Genomic DNA, 13,879 nt, shown 5'->3' with positions numbered 1-13,879 from the left:
TTCAAATCTCCCTGTCAAACTGAGGAGCAGGCTGTTTCTTGAGATGCCGGGACGTCGCGTTTTCAAATACTTCAAAGTAGTGTTTCGTGCCGTACTCCACATCAAATCTGCTCGCCGTCAACTTCGCAGCGCTGCGAAGGCAGTCGTACTCATCAACGGAATCAAGAACCCTGGCAATACGTTTGGCGATACCGTGATGATCGAAGAAATCCACCAGCATTCCATTGTGCCCATCGACGATCACCTCTCTTACCGGAGCCGTATCCGACGCTACCACCACACACCCAGCCGCCATCGCCTCCAATAACGACCACGACAAAACAAACGGATACGTCAAATAAACATGAACCTTTGAACAGTCCAGAACTGCCCGAAAAGTCTGGTAAGGAAGCTTCCCTGTGAAATGAACGGTGGAATGATCGAAACTTACCTCTGCCTCCATCCTGCTGCGCCAATTTGCATAGCCAACCGGCTTACACCCATAACTGACGTCATCACCGCCCACTACGATTATCTGCGCATCGGGACACTCAGCCTGAATATGCGGGATCGTTCGCATAAAACTGTGAAACCCGCGATAAGGCTCAAGATTCCTCGCGACATAAGTAACGATCGGCTGCCCGGCTCTCAGCTCGACGCCATTGGGCAACCTGACGGCCCCAACTTTCGTCAAGTAAGCACTTTGAATAACGCCTTCATGAATAACCCGAATGGCCGACTGATAAGCGGCCGGAAACAGACTGCGCTGCCACCGCGTGGGCGCAATGGCAATGTCACATTGCTCGAGATTCAAAAGATGCAGCGAATTGAGCACTCGCAGCCTTGATGACTCCCTTGGGGCTCGCGGGAATTCAGGGTCGAACCCGGAATCCGCGCCCTGCGCCCTATAGTAATATTCGCAATAGTGAATTAGCGGTGTATCAGGATAAACATCCTTGACGAAGAGCGTTTCCCCCCATCCGGGATGAGCGAGAATCACGTCCGGCCGATAACCCGAATGTTTCAGCCTGCTCAGAATTTCAAAAACCTTCTGTCCATCAGTCACCGCTTGTTCGTAATGGGTCAGGTAGGGGTGAATATCGCCCGGTGCTCTGCTGGCAGCGCGGTATCGATATATTTTCACCCCTGCGATACCCGGTGCCGTATCCCGACCTATCGCCAAAACCTCATAACGTCTGTCAATCGCCGCCAGCACCACATGACGGAACTGGCCCGGAAAGTTTTGGTGAATCACAAGAAGCTTCATAGCGGCATCGTCCTTTTATTCGCCGCTATTGAACTGAGTTTTGCTCACCTCGATCGGCAGGAACAAACGCTAACAAATGCAAGGAAATGAAACTGTAGGAAGCGTCTGGGAATGCCCTAGGAGATGGCTAATGGGACGACTTTTCGACGGGCATAAAAAAGCGGCGCTAATTGCGCCGCTTTCTTTTGCGTGGATTTACCAGCGGTTGCCACGCCCATTGTGATCGCCGCGTCCACTGTGTCGGTCGTAGTTGCCACGACCGCGATGATCATTATCCCAATCGCCGCGACGGTGGCCATCCCAACGTCCGCGATCGTTGTCGTGCCAGCGACGGCTTTCGTAGTAACGCGGGGCCGGTTGATAGTAGCGCGGCGCCGATTGGTAATAGCGCGGTTGCTGGTAATACCGCGGGGCTGGCTGGTAGTAGCGTGGCTGCGCGTAATACGTGCTGCCACCGTTGTAATACGTGCCGCCCGTGTTGTAGTACGCCGGTGCGCGTGAGGTGTAGACCTCCGAGCTGTAATAACTGTCTGCGTAGGAGTAGGGAGCGCAACCGGCAACGGAAAACATCATCGCAGCAAGTAGAAGAATTCGTCGATACATGGCGGCCTCCTGGACCGCGGGTAGCCACACCAGCGACGCTGGCAGGCATCAGTCGTTTATTCGGTGACTGACGAAATATCTGACAGCGTTTTCTGAATCTGGTGCGTTTCCGTAACAAGTTGAAACAAGTGATTAATGAAATCCTGTTCATTTGGAAACCACTGTCATTCAGCCACCGATCAGTGATGTCCACCGTGATACCCACCGCCGTGATAGCCGCGTCCATAGCCGCCGCGATAGCCGTAACCACCATAGTAATAACGGCCGCCACCGTAGGAGCGCGGCCCGTAATAACCGCCGTAGTAATACGGCGAGTAATAGCCGGGATAGTAGTAAGTGGCGGGGGAAGCATCGTAAGGGCCAGCGTAGTAATAACACCCGGACAAACCCAAACCGAGCACCGCTCCCAGCAGCCCTCGACGCAACAGTTTTGAAATACCCATGGCGGCCTCCTGAAAGACCCACGGCCGCAGCAGGACAGTGCAGCCGACACAGTTTTGACTGTCAGGTCCGGGGCAAGTGCCAGATTCGGACAGGCTTCAGATCAGCGGTGACGGGAACCCTGAAAGTCCCGTGTGGGAGCGGGCTTGCTCGCGAATGCGGTGTTCCTGCGACATCAATGTTGACTGACCCTCCGCATTCGCGAGCAAGCCCGCTCCCACAGTCGGCCTGCGTAATGGCCAGGAGTACAGGAACGACCATTCGCGCCGCGCATGGAGCAGTTATTTCCAGGCAGTGCCACTAGAATGCTGCCATCGGCTTATCTGCCAACGGAATCGCCCATGCCGCACAGATCTGCGCTGTACTCGCAACGCTCGCTGGTTCTGACACTGGTCGCCCTGCTCGGCGCCGGCTTCCTCGCCACTTCGTTGCTCAGCTACTACGCCTCGCGGGCGTCGATCCGCGACAGCATCATCAACACCGAACTGCCGCTGACGTCTGACACGGTCTATTCGGAAATCCAGAAAGACCTCGTCAGACCGATCCTGATTTCCTCAATGATGTCGCGCGACACCTTCATGCGTGACTGGGTGGTAAACGGCGAAAAAGACCCGTTGCAGATGACCCGCTACCTCGACGAGGTCATGACCCACTATGGCGCCTACACCGCGTTCTTCGTCTCCAACAGCAGCCACACCTACTACCACGCCAAGGGCGTGCTCAAGCAAGTGAAGATCGATGAGCCGCGCGATGCCTGGTACTTCCGCGTGCGCGACATGAAAGACCCGTATGAGATCAACGTCGACCCGGATCTGGCCAACAAGGACAACCTGACGTTCTTCATCAACTACAAGGTCTACGACTACGACAATCGCTTCATTGGCGCCGCCGGCGTGGGCCTGACGGTGGATGCGGTGATTAAGCTGATCGACAAATACCAGCAGCGCTATCAACGCAGCGTTTATTTTGTCGATGCCTTCGGGCGACTGGTACTCACCGGCGCCAATGGCGGCCCGGAGGGTGCGCATATAGGGCGAGGCCTCGGCGAACTTGCCAGCATGAAAAGCCTGGTCAGCCAGTTACCCAAACCGCACAGCGGCAGCTACGAATATTCCGCCCACGGCCAGGGACATTTCCTCAATGTGCGGTTTATTCCAGAGTTGAACTGGTACCTGTTCGTCGACAAGCGCGAGGACGGTGCACTCACTGAGATCCGTCAGTCGCTGTACCTCAACCTGCTGATCTGTCTGTTAGTGACGCTGGGCGTGCTGACCTTGCTCAACCGCGTGATCGGCCGTTACCAGCGCAAGATCCAGGCGCAAGCCACCCTCGACAGCCTCACCGAATTGCCCAACCGCCGCGGCTTCGACCTGCTCGCCGCGCAAGCCCTGCACGAAGCGCAACGCGAACCGAAGCCACTGACTGCGCTGCTGCTCGATCTGGATCACTTCAAGACTTTGAATGACACCTACGGCCACCTGGCTGGCGATCAGGTGCTGATCGGTTTCGCCCGGGATCTGCAAAGCTGCCTGCGCCATTCCGACATCGTCTGTCGCTGGGGCGGTGAGGAATTTATCGTGTTGCTGAAGGACACTGATGGCGACACCGGTCAGAAGATTGCCGAGAAGATCCGCCAACACGTCGAACAACACGAATACTCCTACAATGGCCATAGCCTGAATCTGACCGTGAGCATCGGTGCCACCACCCTGCAAGCAGATGACACCTTGCACACCCTGCTGTCCCGGGCCGATCATGCGATGTACCGGGCCAAGCAAACCGGCCGTAACCGTACTTGCGTGGAAATGCCTCACTCGACTTATGCCTGACACCGACGCAAAACCCGACCTCTGCCCCGCCTGCGGCGCCCGCAATGATTGCAGCCTGGCCGACCCGCGAACCGCCGACCGAGCCTGCTGGTGTTATGGCGTGAGCATCGATCCGGCAGTACTCGAAGCCCTGCCCGCGGCGCTGCGCGATAAATCCTGCCTGTGTCCGCGCTGCGCTCAGGTCGAGGCGCAACTGCAAGCAGCGGTGCGGCCGATCCCGTAAGATGCGCGCCCCGCCTTCCATCGATATCTGAGCATGCGCGTCGACCGATTCCTCAGCAACCTGCCCCGCTACAACCGTCAGCAGGTTCGCCTGTTGCTGGTTGAAAAACGTGTGCGGATCGACGGAAAAGTCGTCAGCGACCCGCACAGCGAAGTGCTGGAGTTCAGCCGCGTCGAAGTCGATGAAGAACTCCTGCAGCTCGGCAAACCGGCGCGCTACTTCATGCTGCACAAGCCGCCGGGGTGCGTCAGCGCCACCCGCGATCCGCAGCACCCGACCGTGCTCGACCTGATCGATGAACCGGACAAGGACGACCTGCACATCGCCGGGCGCCTGGATTTCAACACCACCGGGCTTATGCTGATCACCAACGATGGCACCTGGTCGCGACGCCTGACCCAGCCGCAGACCAAACTGCCAAAAGTCTATTACGTCGAGACCGAACAGGAGATCGGAGCGGAATATGCGATCACCTTCGCCGAGGGCATCTACTTCGCTTTCGAAGACCTGACCACGCAACCGGCACAGCTCGAAGTCCTCGGCCCGAACGCGGCACGCCTGAGCATCGTCGAGGGCCGTTACCATCAGGTGAAGCGCATGTTTGGCCACTTCAACAACAAAGTGCTGCGCCTGCACCGTGAATCGATGGGGCCGCTGCTGCTCGATGACGCGCTAAAACCGGGCGAGTACCGTGCTTTGCGCACCGAAGAGATCCATTTGTTCTAAGCCGGCGACCGCTCAGCAGAAGTTGTCGAACAATTTACCAACGGCACTTGCGCGATCCCCATCCCACTGCTTGAATCAGGACGTCGGCCAGATTGTGACCGATGAGTCACACCATACATCCAAGAAACTTTTTGCCGGTCGCAAGCCCCTTGGGTTGCGTCTCAGCCGGCAGACTGCCCGCCAATAACAATACCCGTCGACCGCAGTCATGGATCGACATGGGCCAAGAAATTCCAGGCGTATGCCTACCTGTCACAAAGCTCGTGCAATCTCTATTTGCGCGCATACCCGCTTGCTTGCCAGGAGTCTTATGACATGAGGCCAGAAATCGCTGTGCTGGATATACAGGGTCAGTATCGGGTTTACACGGAGTTCTATCGCGCAGACGCCGCAGAAAAGACCATCATCCTGGTCAACGGCTCGATGGCCACGACTGCGTCGTTTGCACAGACTGTGAAAAACCTGCACCCGCAATTCAACGTGGTTTGCTACGACCAGCCCTACGCGGGCAGATCAAAAGTCCACAACCGCCACGAGAAACATCTGACGAAGGAAGTCGAAGGGCAGATCCTGCTGGAGCTGATCGACCATTTCGGTGCCGAACACGTGCTGTCATTTTCCTGGGGCGGCGCGGCCACTCTGGTTGCCCTGGCCCACCAGCCACGGCGCATTGAAAAAGCCGTGATCAGCTCGTTCTCGCCGGTGATCAACGCGCACATGCTTGATTACCTGGAGCGCGGTGTCGATTACCTCGGTCAGCGCGATGGCGACCGCGTCGGGCATCTGGTCAACAACACCATCGGCAAACACCTGCCATCACTGTTCAAGCGCTTCAACTATCGCCACGTCAGCAGCCTGGCCGAGCACGAATACGGGCAGATGCACTTCCACATCAGTGACGTGCTGCACAGCGATCGTCAGTGCTACCTGAATGCGGCAAAGAAGATCAACGTGCCGGTGCTGTTCCTCAACGGTGAATGGGACGAATACACCGCCGCCGAAGACGCCCGGATATTCGGCAACCACGTGGCGCACAGCACTTTCACCACGCTGCAGGCCACCGGGCACTTCCTCGACATGGAGCACAAGGCTGCTTGCCGAGATAGCCAGAACGCCCTGCTCGGTTTCCTGAAACCCACTCAGCAGTCGAGCCGAACGCGTTACTCGTTCGTTCAGGATCACCATGCACTGGCCATTTGAAAACGTGTCGTCGCGAGCGAGTCGGCAGGCTCGAACATCAGCGTATCGTCCCTGCCCGACTCACCCGCGAATGACCGTTTTCAAGGCTGTAACGCGCTGCGAGCAAAAGAAAAACTTCAAATCCGCGCCCGACTCTGGTACAAAGTCAGCCGCTCTTTGAGCGGGTATAGTTTAGTGGCAAAACGAAAGCTTCCCAAGCTTTAGTTGAGGGTTCGATTCCCTCTACCCGCTCCACTCAATTGGGTCTCACGTTGTGGTATGACGGGGGATGCAGGAACAGAAAAACCGGCCTACAGGGCCGGTTTTTTTGTGTCTGGGATTTACCCACATTGGCTCGTAAAGGCCTGCAACACACCCATCATCCCAGCTCCAAGACCCTGCCTAGACTGATTCTTGCCACCGAGCAGAACAAAGGACGATGACCGCTCGGTGGTTATAGTGTTGATCAAAAAAATCAGTAGTTATAGTACCTACCAAGCACACCACAAGGAGGTGTTGTGAATAGCCGTTTTTTAATCGGCCAACTCGTCGCAGACGGTGGGTACCTGGTGCGGGTCAAAGGCAGTCACCATCACTTTAAACATCCCGTCAAACCCGGATTGGTGACGGTGCCGCATCCGAAGAAGGACCTGCTTAAAAAAACGGCCATCAGTATTTTGAAACAGGCGCTGCCTTGACTCACTCCGCCTAGAGCGTCCAGGAGGACCACGAACATGCTTTACCCTATCGCAATTTCAATAGGTGATGACGAACACGCCTGGGGAGTGGAAGTACCGGATATTCCCGGCTGTTTTCCGCCGGCGATGATCTTGATGATGCCGTCGCGATGGCTCGCGAAGCCATTGAGGGGCATTTCGAAGTTCTGGCCGAGGACGGTGCGCCGATCCCGCCAGCCAGCAAGCTTGGCGTGCATGTATCGAACCCGCAGTATGTTGGCTGTGCTTGGGCTGTGGTTGATATTGACGTCACCAAATACCTGGGCAAGGCGCAGAAACTCAACATCACGCTGCCTGGCTATCTGCTCAACCGCATTGATGAATACGTGCTTCATCACCCGGAAGAGAAGAGCCGTTCGGGGTTTCTGGCGTCGGCAGCGTTGAAGGTCTTGCAGCAAGGTTGAATGCAAAACCGGCTCTCCGCTGGCATTTCCCCATCACCCACCACCCACCACCCATCACCCTCCCCTACGCGGCCATCAACGAATACGCGTTTTCACTTTCGAGGGACTCCATGGCGCGGCCGCTGTGCCGCTGATGACAGAACTCAAAAGAGCACTTCCCATGACGCAAAACATCTACGACGATCCCGTTTTTTTCCAGGGCTACAGCCAGCTGAACCGCTCCATCGGCGGCCTCGATGCTGCGCCGGAGTGGCCGGCGCTCAAGGCATTGTTGCCATCGATGCATGATTTGAACGTGGTCGACCTCGGCTGTGGTTATGGCTGGGTCAGCCGCTGGGCCAGTGAACACGGCGCCGCCCATGTGCTGGGGCTGGATGTCTCGAAAAAGATGCTGGAGCAGGCGCGCGCAACCACCACGGCGGCGAACATCCGCTACGAACGCGCCGGCCTTGAGCATCTCGACTTGCCGGCCTGCAGTTTCGACCTGGCTTACAGCTCCCTGGCACTGCACTACATCAAGGATTTGCCCGGACTGTTCGCTCATCTGTACGCGGCGCTGAAACCCGGTTCGCACTTTGTGTTTTCCATTGAACATCCGATCTTCATGGCCCCGCGCAATCCAGGCTGGTTGATCGACAGCGACGGCCACAAGCGCTGGCCGCTGGACAGTTATCAGTTGGAGGGCGAGCGGGTGACCAACTGGCTGGCCGAGGGAGTGATCAAGCAGCACCGCACGATTGGCACGCTGTTGAATTCGCTGATTGATGCCGGGTTCACTATTCGCCATGTCAACGAATGGGGGCCGAGCGAGGCTGAAGTGGCGGCGCAACCGGCGCTGGCTGAAGAACGGGAGCGGCCGATGATGATGTTGGTGGCCGTGCAGCGTTGATCTGATCTGAGCAAACAATATGTGGTGAGGGGATTTATCCCCGATGGGTGCGCAGCCCCCGCTTAGAGGGCCTGCTGCGCAGTCCGTCGGGGATAAATCCCCTCACTACAAGTGCCTGAAGCCTGACTTCAGCGAATCGCGACGATAAACAGCCGCGGAAACGGCAACAGCACCGAACCATCCGGCAACGCCGGATAAGCCTCCGCAACCGCCGCCAGATACTGCTGCAGAAACTGCGCCCGCTCGTCTTCGGTCAACGGACTGAGAAACGGAATCAAGCCACTGCCCTTGAACCACTCCACCACCCCCACCGCACCGCCCGCCAGTTGATGGTGATAGGTGGTGCGCCAGACATCGACCCGCGAACAATGCGGGCGCAACATCGAAAAGTATTCGCGGGCACTCGCCATCTCGGTGCGCTGCCCGGCGGCGCCAGCCAGTTTCGCCGCCCACGGGCCGTTCGCGGCGACTTCGCGCATCAGCCGATGGGAAGGCTCGTTGAGGTTGTCCGGCATCTGGATCGCCAGGCTCCCACCGGCGGACAGTTTGCCGGCCAGCGCCGGCAGCAAAGTAGCGTGATCAGGCAGCCACTGCAGCACCGCGTTGGCGAAGATCACATCGAACGGGCCGGCATCAGCCCAACGGTTGATCTCGGCCACCTCGAACCGCAGCTGTGGCAAGCGCTTGCGCGCGGCGTCGATCATGTCCGGCGAACTGTCCAGGCCACTGACCTGCGCCTGCTCAAAACGCTGCACCAGCAGCTCGGTGGAATTACCCGGGCCACAACCGATATCGACCACTGATCGCACCTGAACCGTGGGAATTGCCGCCAGCAGATCACGGGCCGGGCGGGTGCGTTCATCTTCAAAAGCGACGTATTGTTTGGCGGACCAACTCATTGCGTTCTCCTGTCGGGACATTCCAGCGGTTCGTCACGATACAGGCAGCCCGGCGGGCTGTTCCAGAGCGACTCATTGCAAACGGTGTCTGGCGACGTCCTGCTTATCGCCAATTCGTCGATCCCTATGCATCTTGCGACCGTCCGTCGAGCCATACATAAGCGTTTTTGACAGCCAAAAAATCCTACCTATAGTCAATTTGCGGCAATCGGAAGGAACCCGATTACAGATAATCTCGTGCAAGGAGCACGGCCTGCCCGTCCCTCATGACCGATGGGTTCCCCCAGTAGTGTGCTCGCAAATGCCATGCGACAAGCAAGCGTCGTCGTGCCTGGATTGCAGTCCGACGTTCACTATGAAAAAGGAGCATCACCATGTCTCGAGTTACGGATATTCTGGTTTCCATCGACACTGAAACCATTCTGAAAAAGTATCCAAACATCAGCAAGGATCCGAAGAATCCCACGCTGATCGACTGGCATCATGTGTACATGGTCACCAACCAGGACAACGTCGTCAGTGGCCAGGCCGGTGGCGAACTGGACCTCAAGGCGCAGGTCGGCGACCTGATCCGCTGGCGTGAAACCAGCTTGTCGCAAAGCTTCGAACAAGCGGTGATTTTCTACAAATTCATCGGTAACGCCGGTGCCGATCTGATCTCCCCACCCTCGCCGCGCAAGGCCACAGCCTGCGTTGCAGTACCGAATCGCGAAAATCCATCCGTGCCCAGCTGCCAGAAAGTCGACAACCATTACTGGTCATCCGAGACCCTGGATTGCGGCCGCGTGACCTATCACTTCCACTTCCTGATCGTCGATCGCAACTGCCAGATCATCGGCTGCTGCTCGTGGGATCCGTTCATCTCCATCCACAATTGACGATGCCCCGGGCCCCTTGGCAACGGGGGGCCCTACCGATCCGATGCCGCCCCGGCCGGAACAGGATGTCTTGCCTTGACCGAAGCGGCCGCCAGTTTGTAGCGACGTCATGAAAGGAATCCATGATGACTTCCGAACCGATCCCTTCCCCTTCATCTACCGTCACCACCGCACAAAACGTGTTACTGATCGTCGATGCCGAATCCCTGCTTTCGCGCTATCCGACACCCAGCCAGGACCCGGCGAATCCGACGGACATCCCCGATGGATTGATCTTTTTCGCCACAAGTAATAACTCAAACGAAATAGTTACAAATGACAGTAGCACTAAAGTCATTGTCGAGATTGGCCGTGACATTCATTTTCGTGCAAGAAGCGTCAGCCTGATCGCCGAGCACAGCGTGGTTGCCTACCGCATGACCGTCGATAACAGCAGCGTGCTTACCGCTCCGCAACTGGAAGTACACACTGGCCTCACCGTCCCTGCGCCCAACCCGGAAACGCCATCCGTTCCAGGTAGCCACAAAGCGGACGACCACTTCTGGACATGCACCCCGAAAACACCCGGCACCGCCCAGTGCGAATTGGGGTTCATGCTGGTCAATCAGCAATGTGAAGTGGTGGGGTTCTTTCAGTGGCAGGTTGGGGTGGAGATTGCGAGCTGATGAGGCGCGTAAAAAACCGGCCTCCAAGGCTAATGCCGATCAGTTAAGCGCACTCAATGCTCAAAGCAACGACGATCAATTGTGGGAGCGGGCTTGCTCGCGAAGACGTCGGCCCAGCAAACATTGATGTTGACTGCCCCACCGCTTTCGCGAGCAAGCCCGCTCCCACAGGGAATTTGTGTCAGGCAAAAAAACGGGAGCCGTTTGGGCTCCCGTTTTTTACAGCGGTCTAGCGCGGTGGATAGTTGGCCAATATCCGGCTGACGGTTTCGCGCACCGCATTGCTGCGATCCTGTGGATTGGGTGTGCTGCTGAGCATTTGCTCATCGCTGCCGCGCCACACCAGTTTGCCGTCCTTGCCGTCGAGCAGGTCGATCTGGATCGTCGCCACCTTGTAGGTGATGTTGCGGGTTTCGTTGTACATCGGCGCGCCCCAGTAACCGTTCCACGGGCCGCCCCAACCACCGCCGTAGTTGGTGGTCACTTGCTGCTGGCGATCCTCGACGATCAGGTAGGTCTGCACGCTCAAGTCACCCTTGGCCCCCGCTGCGGCGGGGCGCAAACCGCGCTGGTCGAGCTGATCGCTGACCGCCTGGCGGATCCGTTGCTCGGTCAGGTCGCTTTTGATCCGGGGATCATCCGGGCGATATTGCAGGGCGGGGTCTTTCCAGCTCCAGCTGCGATACGCGGCAAAGTCGCGGCTGGCGTCGAAGTCATGGTTGACCTGATTAGCGGCGCAGGCGCTGAGCAGCGCGGCCATGGCCAGTAATGCGAGACGACGGAACATGGTTTTTCTCCGGTTGAAGGCATGAACCTGCGAAGCGTTCTCACCTGGAGTTTAGCTGGGCGGATAGGCTGACATGGCTTTTTCCACAGCCTCGCGAATGGCATCGGTGCGCACGAGTTGGCTACCCTGGTTGGCAGTTTCGGCGCTGGCGCTCCACACCGGTTGACCGGTGCCGGCGTCGAACAGATTGACCTGCACCACGACAACCTGCTCCTGATAGGTGCGAACAATCGGCACGCTGTTGTACATGCCATAACCGCGCCCGTATCGATCATAGCCACTGTATCCGCCATAACCGTAATCGTCCTGCACCTGACGCAAGCGGGTTTCCAGACGCAGATTGGCGCTCACCAACAGGTCGGCCGGACGATTGTCATGCAACGGCCGCAAACCACGTTGATCGAGGGCATTGCTGACCGCCTCGGCCACTTGCGCCGAATCGGCCCACGCCGTGCCCGGCGGCAACTGGCCGTTGAGCCAGGCCCAACTGCGGTAGCGCCCGTAATCGCGCGGTGGCGCCGGATAGGCACTGCGGTCGAACGTGGTGGCGGCTTGCGGCGGGGCCGGCGGCAAGGGTCGCGACTGCGCCACATAAGGGTTGCTGCCCTGGCAAGCGGCCAACCCCAGGCAAATCAGTAATAACCCCGATTGAGCTTTCATGCAGTGCTCCGATCAGATCGGCCGGCAGATCCAGTGTAAATAACGCCCAAGCCCGGCGAAGCTTGGGTGACGACGGTGCGCCAGTTCCATTTCCAGCAAGTCCGCCAGTTCGACGCGGGCCTGGAACTCCACCGGCATGTAGTCGTGGAAAACCCGCACACCGCTCTGGGTTTCGACCTGCCACAAGCCTTCGAGTTGCGTCGCCAATTCCCGTGGATCAAGCGGCTGCTGCGGGGTCAGGCTCTGCTTTTCGCCGGCCATGACGTTCTTGCGCATCTTCTTGAAATGGCCCTTGAGCAGGTTGCGATAAATCAGCGCATCACGGTTGTAGAACGCCAGCGACAGCCAGCCGCCGGGCTTGGTCAATTGATGCAGCACCGGCAGGATCGCGTGGGGTTCGGCCAGCCATTCGAGCACCGCATGGCAGATCACCAGATCGTACGGCTCAGTGAGCTGACCGAGCAGTTCCTGCCACGGCGCCTGAATGAACGTCGCGGTTTGCCCGGCTTCGGCAAAGCGCTGGCGGGCGCCTTCAAGCATCGGCTCGGCCGGTTCGGTAAAGGTCACTTCGTGCCCACGTTCGGCCAGCCACAGCGACATGTGGCCCAGGCCGCCGCCGATATCCAGCACCCGCAGCGGCCGGTCCGGCAAAGCTTCGGCAAGGTCGGCCTGGAGCACCGCAAGGCGAATCGCACCTTTGGCACCACCGTAGATTTTTTCGGCGAAACGGGTCGCCAACTGATCGAAATGCCGGTCGCTCATCAGCTGAACCGCCGTTCGCTGTCGGCGAGCTTGCTGCGCACCACTTCATTCATGTCCAGCCCCAACTCGCTGCACAGCAGCAACAGGTACAGCACGATGTCGCCGACTTCCTGCCCGGCATGCGCCAGTTTGTCCGCCGGCAACTGGCGCGACTGGTCTTCAGTCAGCCACTGGAAAATCTCCACCAGCTCGGACATCTCGACGCTGGCGGCCATGGCCAGGTTTTTCGGGCTGTGGAATTGGCGCCAGTCATTGCGGTCGCGAATGGCGTGCAGGCGTTCGGTCAGTTCAACAAGGTTCATCGGGCTCTCCTGAAGGCGTATAGCTTCGGGGGGATGCCAAGCGAAGGCAAGGGGCACGCTGTGCTTTTGGTGGGAGCGGGCTTGCTCGCGAATGCGGTGGGTCAAGTAACTGATGAGTTGAATGACACACCGTCTTCGCGAGCAAGCCCGCTCCCACACAAGCTCGGTGCAAACCCTCTATAGTTGCAGGGAACTCGGCCACCTGCGTTGTGGCCCAAGGCTCAGCTCTTTCATCAGGATGCACACATGCAGGTAGAAAGCTTTTTCGAATGGCTCGGCCAGGCACTCGGCTCGATCATCCGCTTCATCGTCGATGGGCTCAGCGGCCTGTTCAACATTCTGGGCAACGCCGGTGGCAACTTCGTCGATGGCCTGGCCAAGACGCTGGGCATGGACACCTCGATCATCAGCATCCTCGCGCTGATCGTCGGCTTGATGCTGTTGTGGTCGGCGATCCGCGCGTTCATGAATGCGTCGATCATCGCCGGGATCATCTGGTTGCTGCTGGGGTTGTGGTTGCTGAGTTGGATCATCCACTGACACCGATGCCTCCCGGTGGGAGCGAGCCTGCTCGCGAAGGCGGTGTGTCATTCAGCACAGCTTTGACAGACCTGACGCTTTCGCGAGCAGGCTCGCTGCCACAATGGAT

The 13,879-nt window shown here is 58.2% G+C and carries 17 protein-coding genes, 1 tRNA gene and 1 pseudogene; 11 read left to right on the top strand and 8 right to left on the bottom strand.

The window, feature by feature from the left end:
• Nucleotide 1: 1 nt before the first annotated feature.
• The 3 genes from PseAD21_RS02865 to PseAD21_RS02855 form a co-directional block, all read right to left on the bottom strand.
• On the bottom strand, nucleotides 2–1,246 hold the full coding sequence (locus PseAD21_RS02865; RefSeq protein WP_102354415.1) for a glycosyltransferase family 4 protein: 1,245 nt from the start codon (nucleotides 1,244–1,246) through the stop codon (nucleotides 2–4).
• A gap of 195 nt (nucleotides 1,247–1,441) precedes the next feature.
• Nucleotides 1,442–1,849 (bottom strand): hypothetical protein, encoded by a 408-nt coding sequence (locus PseAD21_RS02860; RefSeq protein WP_102354414.1) that lies wholly within the window; start codon nucleotides 1,847–1,849, stop codon nucleotides 1,442–1,444.
• A gap of 179 nt (nucleotides 1,850–2,028) precedes the next feature.
• Nucleotides 2,029–2,292, bottom strand: coding sequence for a hypothetical protein (locus PseAD21_RS02855; RefSeq protein WP_102354413.1), 264 nt, complete (start codon nucleotides 2,290–2,292; stop codon nucleotides 2,029–2,031).
• 339 nt (nucleotides 2,293–2,631) lie between these two features.
• Here PseAD21_RS02855 and PseAD21_RS02845 point away from each other — a divergent pair, with 339 nt between their 5' ends.
• The 8 genes and pseudogenes from PseAD21_RS02845 to PseAD21_RS02810 all read left to right on the top strand — a co-directional run bounded on the left by PseAD21_RS02845 (nucleotide 2,632) and on the right by PseAD21_RS02810 (nucleotide 8,277).
• A complete protein-coding gene (locus tag PseAD21_RS02845) occupies nucleotides 2,632–4,119 on the top strand; it encodes a sensor domain-containing diguanylate cyclase (RefSeq protein WP_102354411.1) in 1,488 nt (495 codons plus the stop codon).
• Nucleotides 4,112–4,342, top strand: a complete 231-nt coding sequence (locus tag PseAD21_RS02840) for a cysteine-rich CWC family protein (RefSeq protein WP_102354410.1) — start codon at nucleotides 4,112–4,114, stop codon at nucleotides 4,340–4,342. Before PseAD21_RS02845 ends, PseAD21_RS02840 begins: the two co-directional genes overlap by 8 nt.
• Nucleotides 4,343–4,375: 33 nt before the next feature.
• A complete protein-coding gene (locus PseAD21_RS02835) occupies nucleotides 4,376–5,068 on the top strand; it encodes a pseudouridine synthase (RefSeq protein ID WP_102354409.1) in 693 nt (230 codons plus the stop codon).
• A 315-nt stretch (nucleotides 5,069–5,383) separates the two neighbouring features.
• Nucleotides 5,384–6,268, top strand: coding sequence for an alpha/beta fold hydrolase (locus PseAD21_RS02830; RefSeq protein WP_102354408.1), 885 nt, complete (start codon nucleotides 5,384–5,386; stop codon nucleotides 6,266–6,268).
• A gap of 160 nt (nucleotides 6,269–6,428) precedes the next feature.
• A tRNA-Gly gene (locus tag PseAD21_RS02825) sits at nucleotides 6,429–6,502 on the top strand.
• A gap of 263 nt (nucleotides 6,503–6,765) precedes the next feature.
• Nucleotides 6,766–6,945 carry a type II toxin-antitoxin system HicA family toxin gene (locus PseAD21_RS02820; protein ID WP_102354407.1) on the top strand — a complete coding sequence of 60 codons (180 nt, stop codon included), beginning with the start codon at nucleotides 6,766–6,768 and terminating at the stop codon, nucleotides 6,943–6,945.
• Between the two features lie 36 nt (nucleotides 6,946–6,981).
• Nucleotides 6,982–7,388: pseudogene (locus PseAD21_RS02815) on the top strand (type II toxin-antitoxin system HicB family antitoxin).
• Between the two features lie 160 nt (nucleotides 7,389–7,548).
• Complete coding sequence (locus PseAD21_RS02810) at nucleotides 7,549–8,277, top strand: class I SAM-dependent methyltransferase (protein WP_102354406.1); 729 nt, start codon at nucleotides 7,549–7,551, stop codon at nucleotides 8,275–8,277.
• A 128-nt stretch (nucleotides 8,278–8,405) separates the two neighbouring features.
• Here the strand turns inward: PseAD21_RS02810 and tam are convergent, their stop codons facing one another.
• Nucleotides 8,406–9,176 (bottom strand): trans-aconitate 2-methyltransferase, encoded by a 771-nt coding sequence (gene tam, locus PseAD21_RS02805; protein ID WP_102354405.1) that lies wholly within the window; start codon nucleotides 9,174–9,176, stop codon nucleotides 8,406–8,408.
• A gap of 374 nt (nucleotides 9,177–9,550) precedes the next feature.
• On the opposite strand from tam, the gene PseAD21_RS02800 reads away from it, so the two are divergent.
• Together PseAD21_RS02800 and PseAD21_RS02795 are read left to right on the top strand one after the other, a co-directional pair.
• On the top strand, nucleotides 9,551–10,054 hold the full coding sequence (locus PseAD21_RS02800) for an inclusion body family protein (protein WP_008076892.1): 504 nt from the start codon (nucleotides 9,551–9,553) through the stop codon (nucleotides 10,052–10,054).
• Between the two features lie 125 nt (nucleotides 10,055–10,179).
• A complete protein-coding gene (locus PseAD21_RS02795) occupies nucleotides 10,180–10,719 on the top strand; it encodes an AidA/PixA family protein (RefSeq protein WP_102354404.1) in 540 nt (179 codons plus the stop codon).
• Nucleotides 10,720–10,948: 229 nt separating this feature from the next.
• On the opposite strand, the gene PseAD21_RS02785 is transcribed toward PseAD21_RS02795, so the two are convergent.
• The 4 genes from PseAD21_RS02785 to PseAD21_RS02770 are packed head-to-tail and all read right to left on the bottom strand — an operon-like array spanning nucleotide 10,949 to nucleotide 13,230.
• On the bottom strand, nucleotides 10,949–11,506 hold the full coding sequence (locus PseAD21_RS02785) for a DUF4136 domain-containing protein (RefSeq protein ID WP_102354403.1): 558 nt from the start codon (nucleotides 11,504–11,506) through the stop codon (nucleotides 10,949–10,951).
• 51 nt (nucleotides 11,507–11,557) lie between these two features.
• Nucleotides 11,558–12,166: a DUF4136 domain-containing protein gene (locus PseAD21_RS02780; RefSeq protein ID WP_102354402.1), complete on the bottom strand. Its 609-nt coding sequence runs from the start codon at nucleotides 12,164–12,166 to the stop codon at nucleotides 11,558–11,560.
• Nucleotides 12,167–12,178: 12 nt separating this feature from the next.
• Nucleotides 12,179–12,928 carry a methyltransferase gene (locus PseAD21_RS02775; protein WP_102354401.1) on the bottom strand — a complete coding sequence of 250 codons (750 nt, stop codon included), beginning with the start codon at nucleotides 12,926–12,928 and terminating at the stop codon, nucleotides 12,179–12,181.
• Nucleotides 12,928–13,230 carry a MazG-like family protein gene (locus tag PseAD21_RS02770; RefSeq protein ID WP_007951009.1) on the bottom strand — a complete coding sequence of 101 codons (303 nt, stop codon included), beginning with the start codon at nucleotides 13,228–13,230 and terminating at the stop codon, nucleotides 12,928–12,930. The genes PseAD21_RS02775 and PseAD21_RS02770 overlap by 1 nt, the downstream gene beginning before the upstream one ends.
• A 246-nt stretch (nucleotides 13,231–13,476) precedes the next feature.
• Here PseAD21_RS02770 and PseAD21_RS02765 point away from each other — a divergent pair, with 246 nt between their 5' ends.
• Nucleotides 13,477–13,770, top strand: a complete 294-nt coding sequence (locus PseAD21_RS02765; RefSeq protein WP_102354400.1) for a hypothetical protein — start codon at nucleotides 13,477–13,479, stop codon at nucleotides 13,768–13,770.
• Nucleotides 13,771–13,879 lie beyond the last annotated feature (109 nt).

The sequence above is a fragment of the Pseudomonas sp. AD21 genome (assembly GCF_002878485.1).
Classification (GTDB): domain Bacteria; phylum Pseudomonadota; class Gammaproteobacteria; order Pseudomonadales; family Pseudomonadaceae; genus Aquipseudomonas.
The sequence above is the reverse complement of the archived record's forward strand: the minus strand, read 5'-3'. Positions and strand labels throughout refer to the sequence as shown.

Bases quoted from the DNA above. Each gene is read 5' to 3' on its own strand.
- PseAD21_RS02810 (WP_102354406.1), top strand. From the start codon at position 7,549: ATGACGCAAAACATCTACGACGATCCCGTTTTTTTCCAGGGCTACAGC.
- PseAD21_RS02775 (WP_102354401.1), bottom strand. From the start codon at position 12,928: ATGAGCGACCGGCATTTCGATCAGTTGGCGACCCGTTTCGCCGAAAAA.
- PseAD21_RS02830 (WP_102354408.1), top strand. From the start codon at position 5,384: ATGAGGCCAGAAATCGCTGTGCTGGATATACAGGGTCAGTATCGGGTT.
- PseAD21_RS02860 (WP_102354414.1), bottom strand. From the start codon at position 1,849: ATGTATCGACGAATTCTTCTACTTGCTGCGATGATGTTTTCCGTTGCC.
- PseAD21_RS02855 (WP_102354413.1), bottom strand. From the start codon at position 2,292: ATGGGTATTTCAAAACTGTTGCGTCGAGGGCTGCTGGGAGCGGTGCTC.
- PseAD21_RS02840 (WP_102354410.1), top strand. From the start codon at position 4,112: ATGCCTGACACCGACGCAAAACCCGACCTCTGCCCCGCCTGCGGCGCC.
- PseAD21_RS02770 (WP_007951009.1), bottom strand. From the start codon at position 13,230: ATGAACCTTGTTGAACTGACCGAACGCCTGCACGCCATTCGCGACCGC.
- PseAD21_RS02785 (WP_102354403.1), bottom strand. From the start codon at position 11,506: ATGTTCCGTCGTCTCGCATTACTGGCCATGGCCGCGCTGCTCAGCGCC.
- tam (WP_102354405.1), bottom strand. From the start codon at position 9,176: ATGAGTTGGTCCGCCAAACAATACGTCGCTTTTGAAGATGAACGCACC.
- PseAD21_RS02765 (WP_102354400.1), top strand. From the start codon at position 13,477: ATGCAGGTAGAAAGCTTTTTCGAATGGCTCGGCCAGGCACTCGGCTCG.
- PseAD21_RS02800 (WP_008076892.1), top strand. From the start codon at position 9,551: ATGTCTCGAGTTACGGATATTCTGGTTTCCATCGACACTGAAACCATT.
- PseAD21_RS02835 (WP_102354409.1), top strand. From the start codon at position 4,376: ATGCGCGTCGACCGATTCCTCAGCAACCTGCCCCGCTACAACCGTCAG.
- PseAD21_RS02865 (WP_102354415.1), bottom strand. From the start codon at position 1,246: ATGAAGCTTCTTGTGATTCACCAAAACTTTCCGGGCCAGTTCCGTCAT.
- PseAD21_RS02795 (WP_102354404.1), top strand. From the start codon at position 10,180: ATGACTTCCGAACCGATCCCTTCCCCTTCATCTACCGTCACCACCGCA.
- PseAD21_RS02845 (WP_102354411.1), top strand. From the start codon at position 2,632: ATGCCGCACAGATCTGCGCTGTACTCGCAACGCTCGCTGGTTCTGACA.
- PseAD21_RS02780 (WP_102354402.1), bottom strand. From the start codon at position 12,166: ATGAAAGCTCAATCGGGGTTATTACTGATTTGCCTGGGGTTGGCCGCT.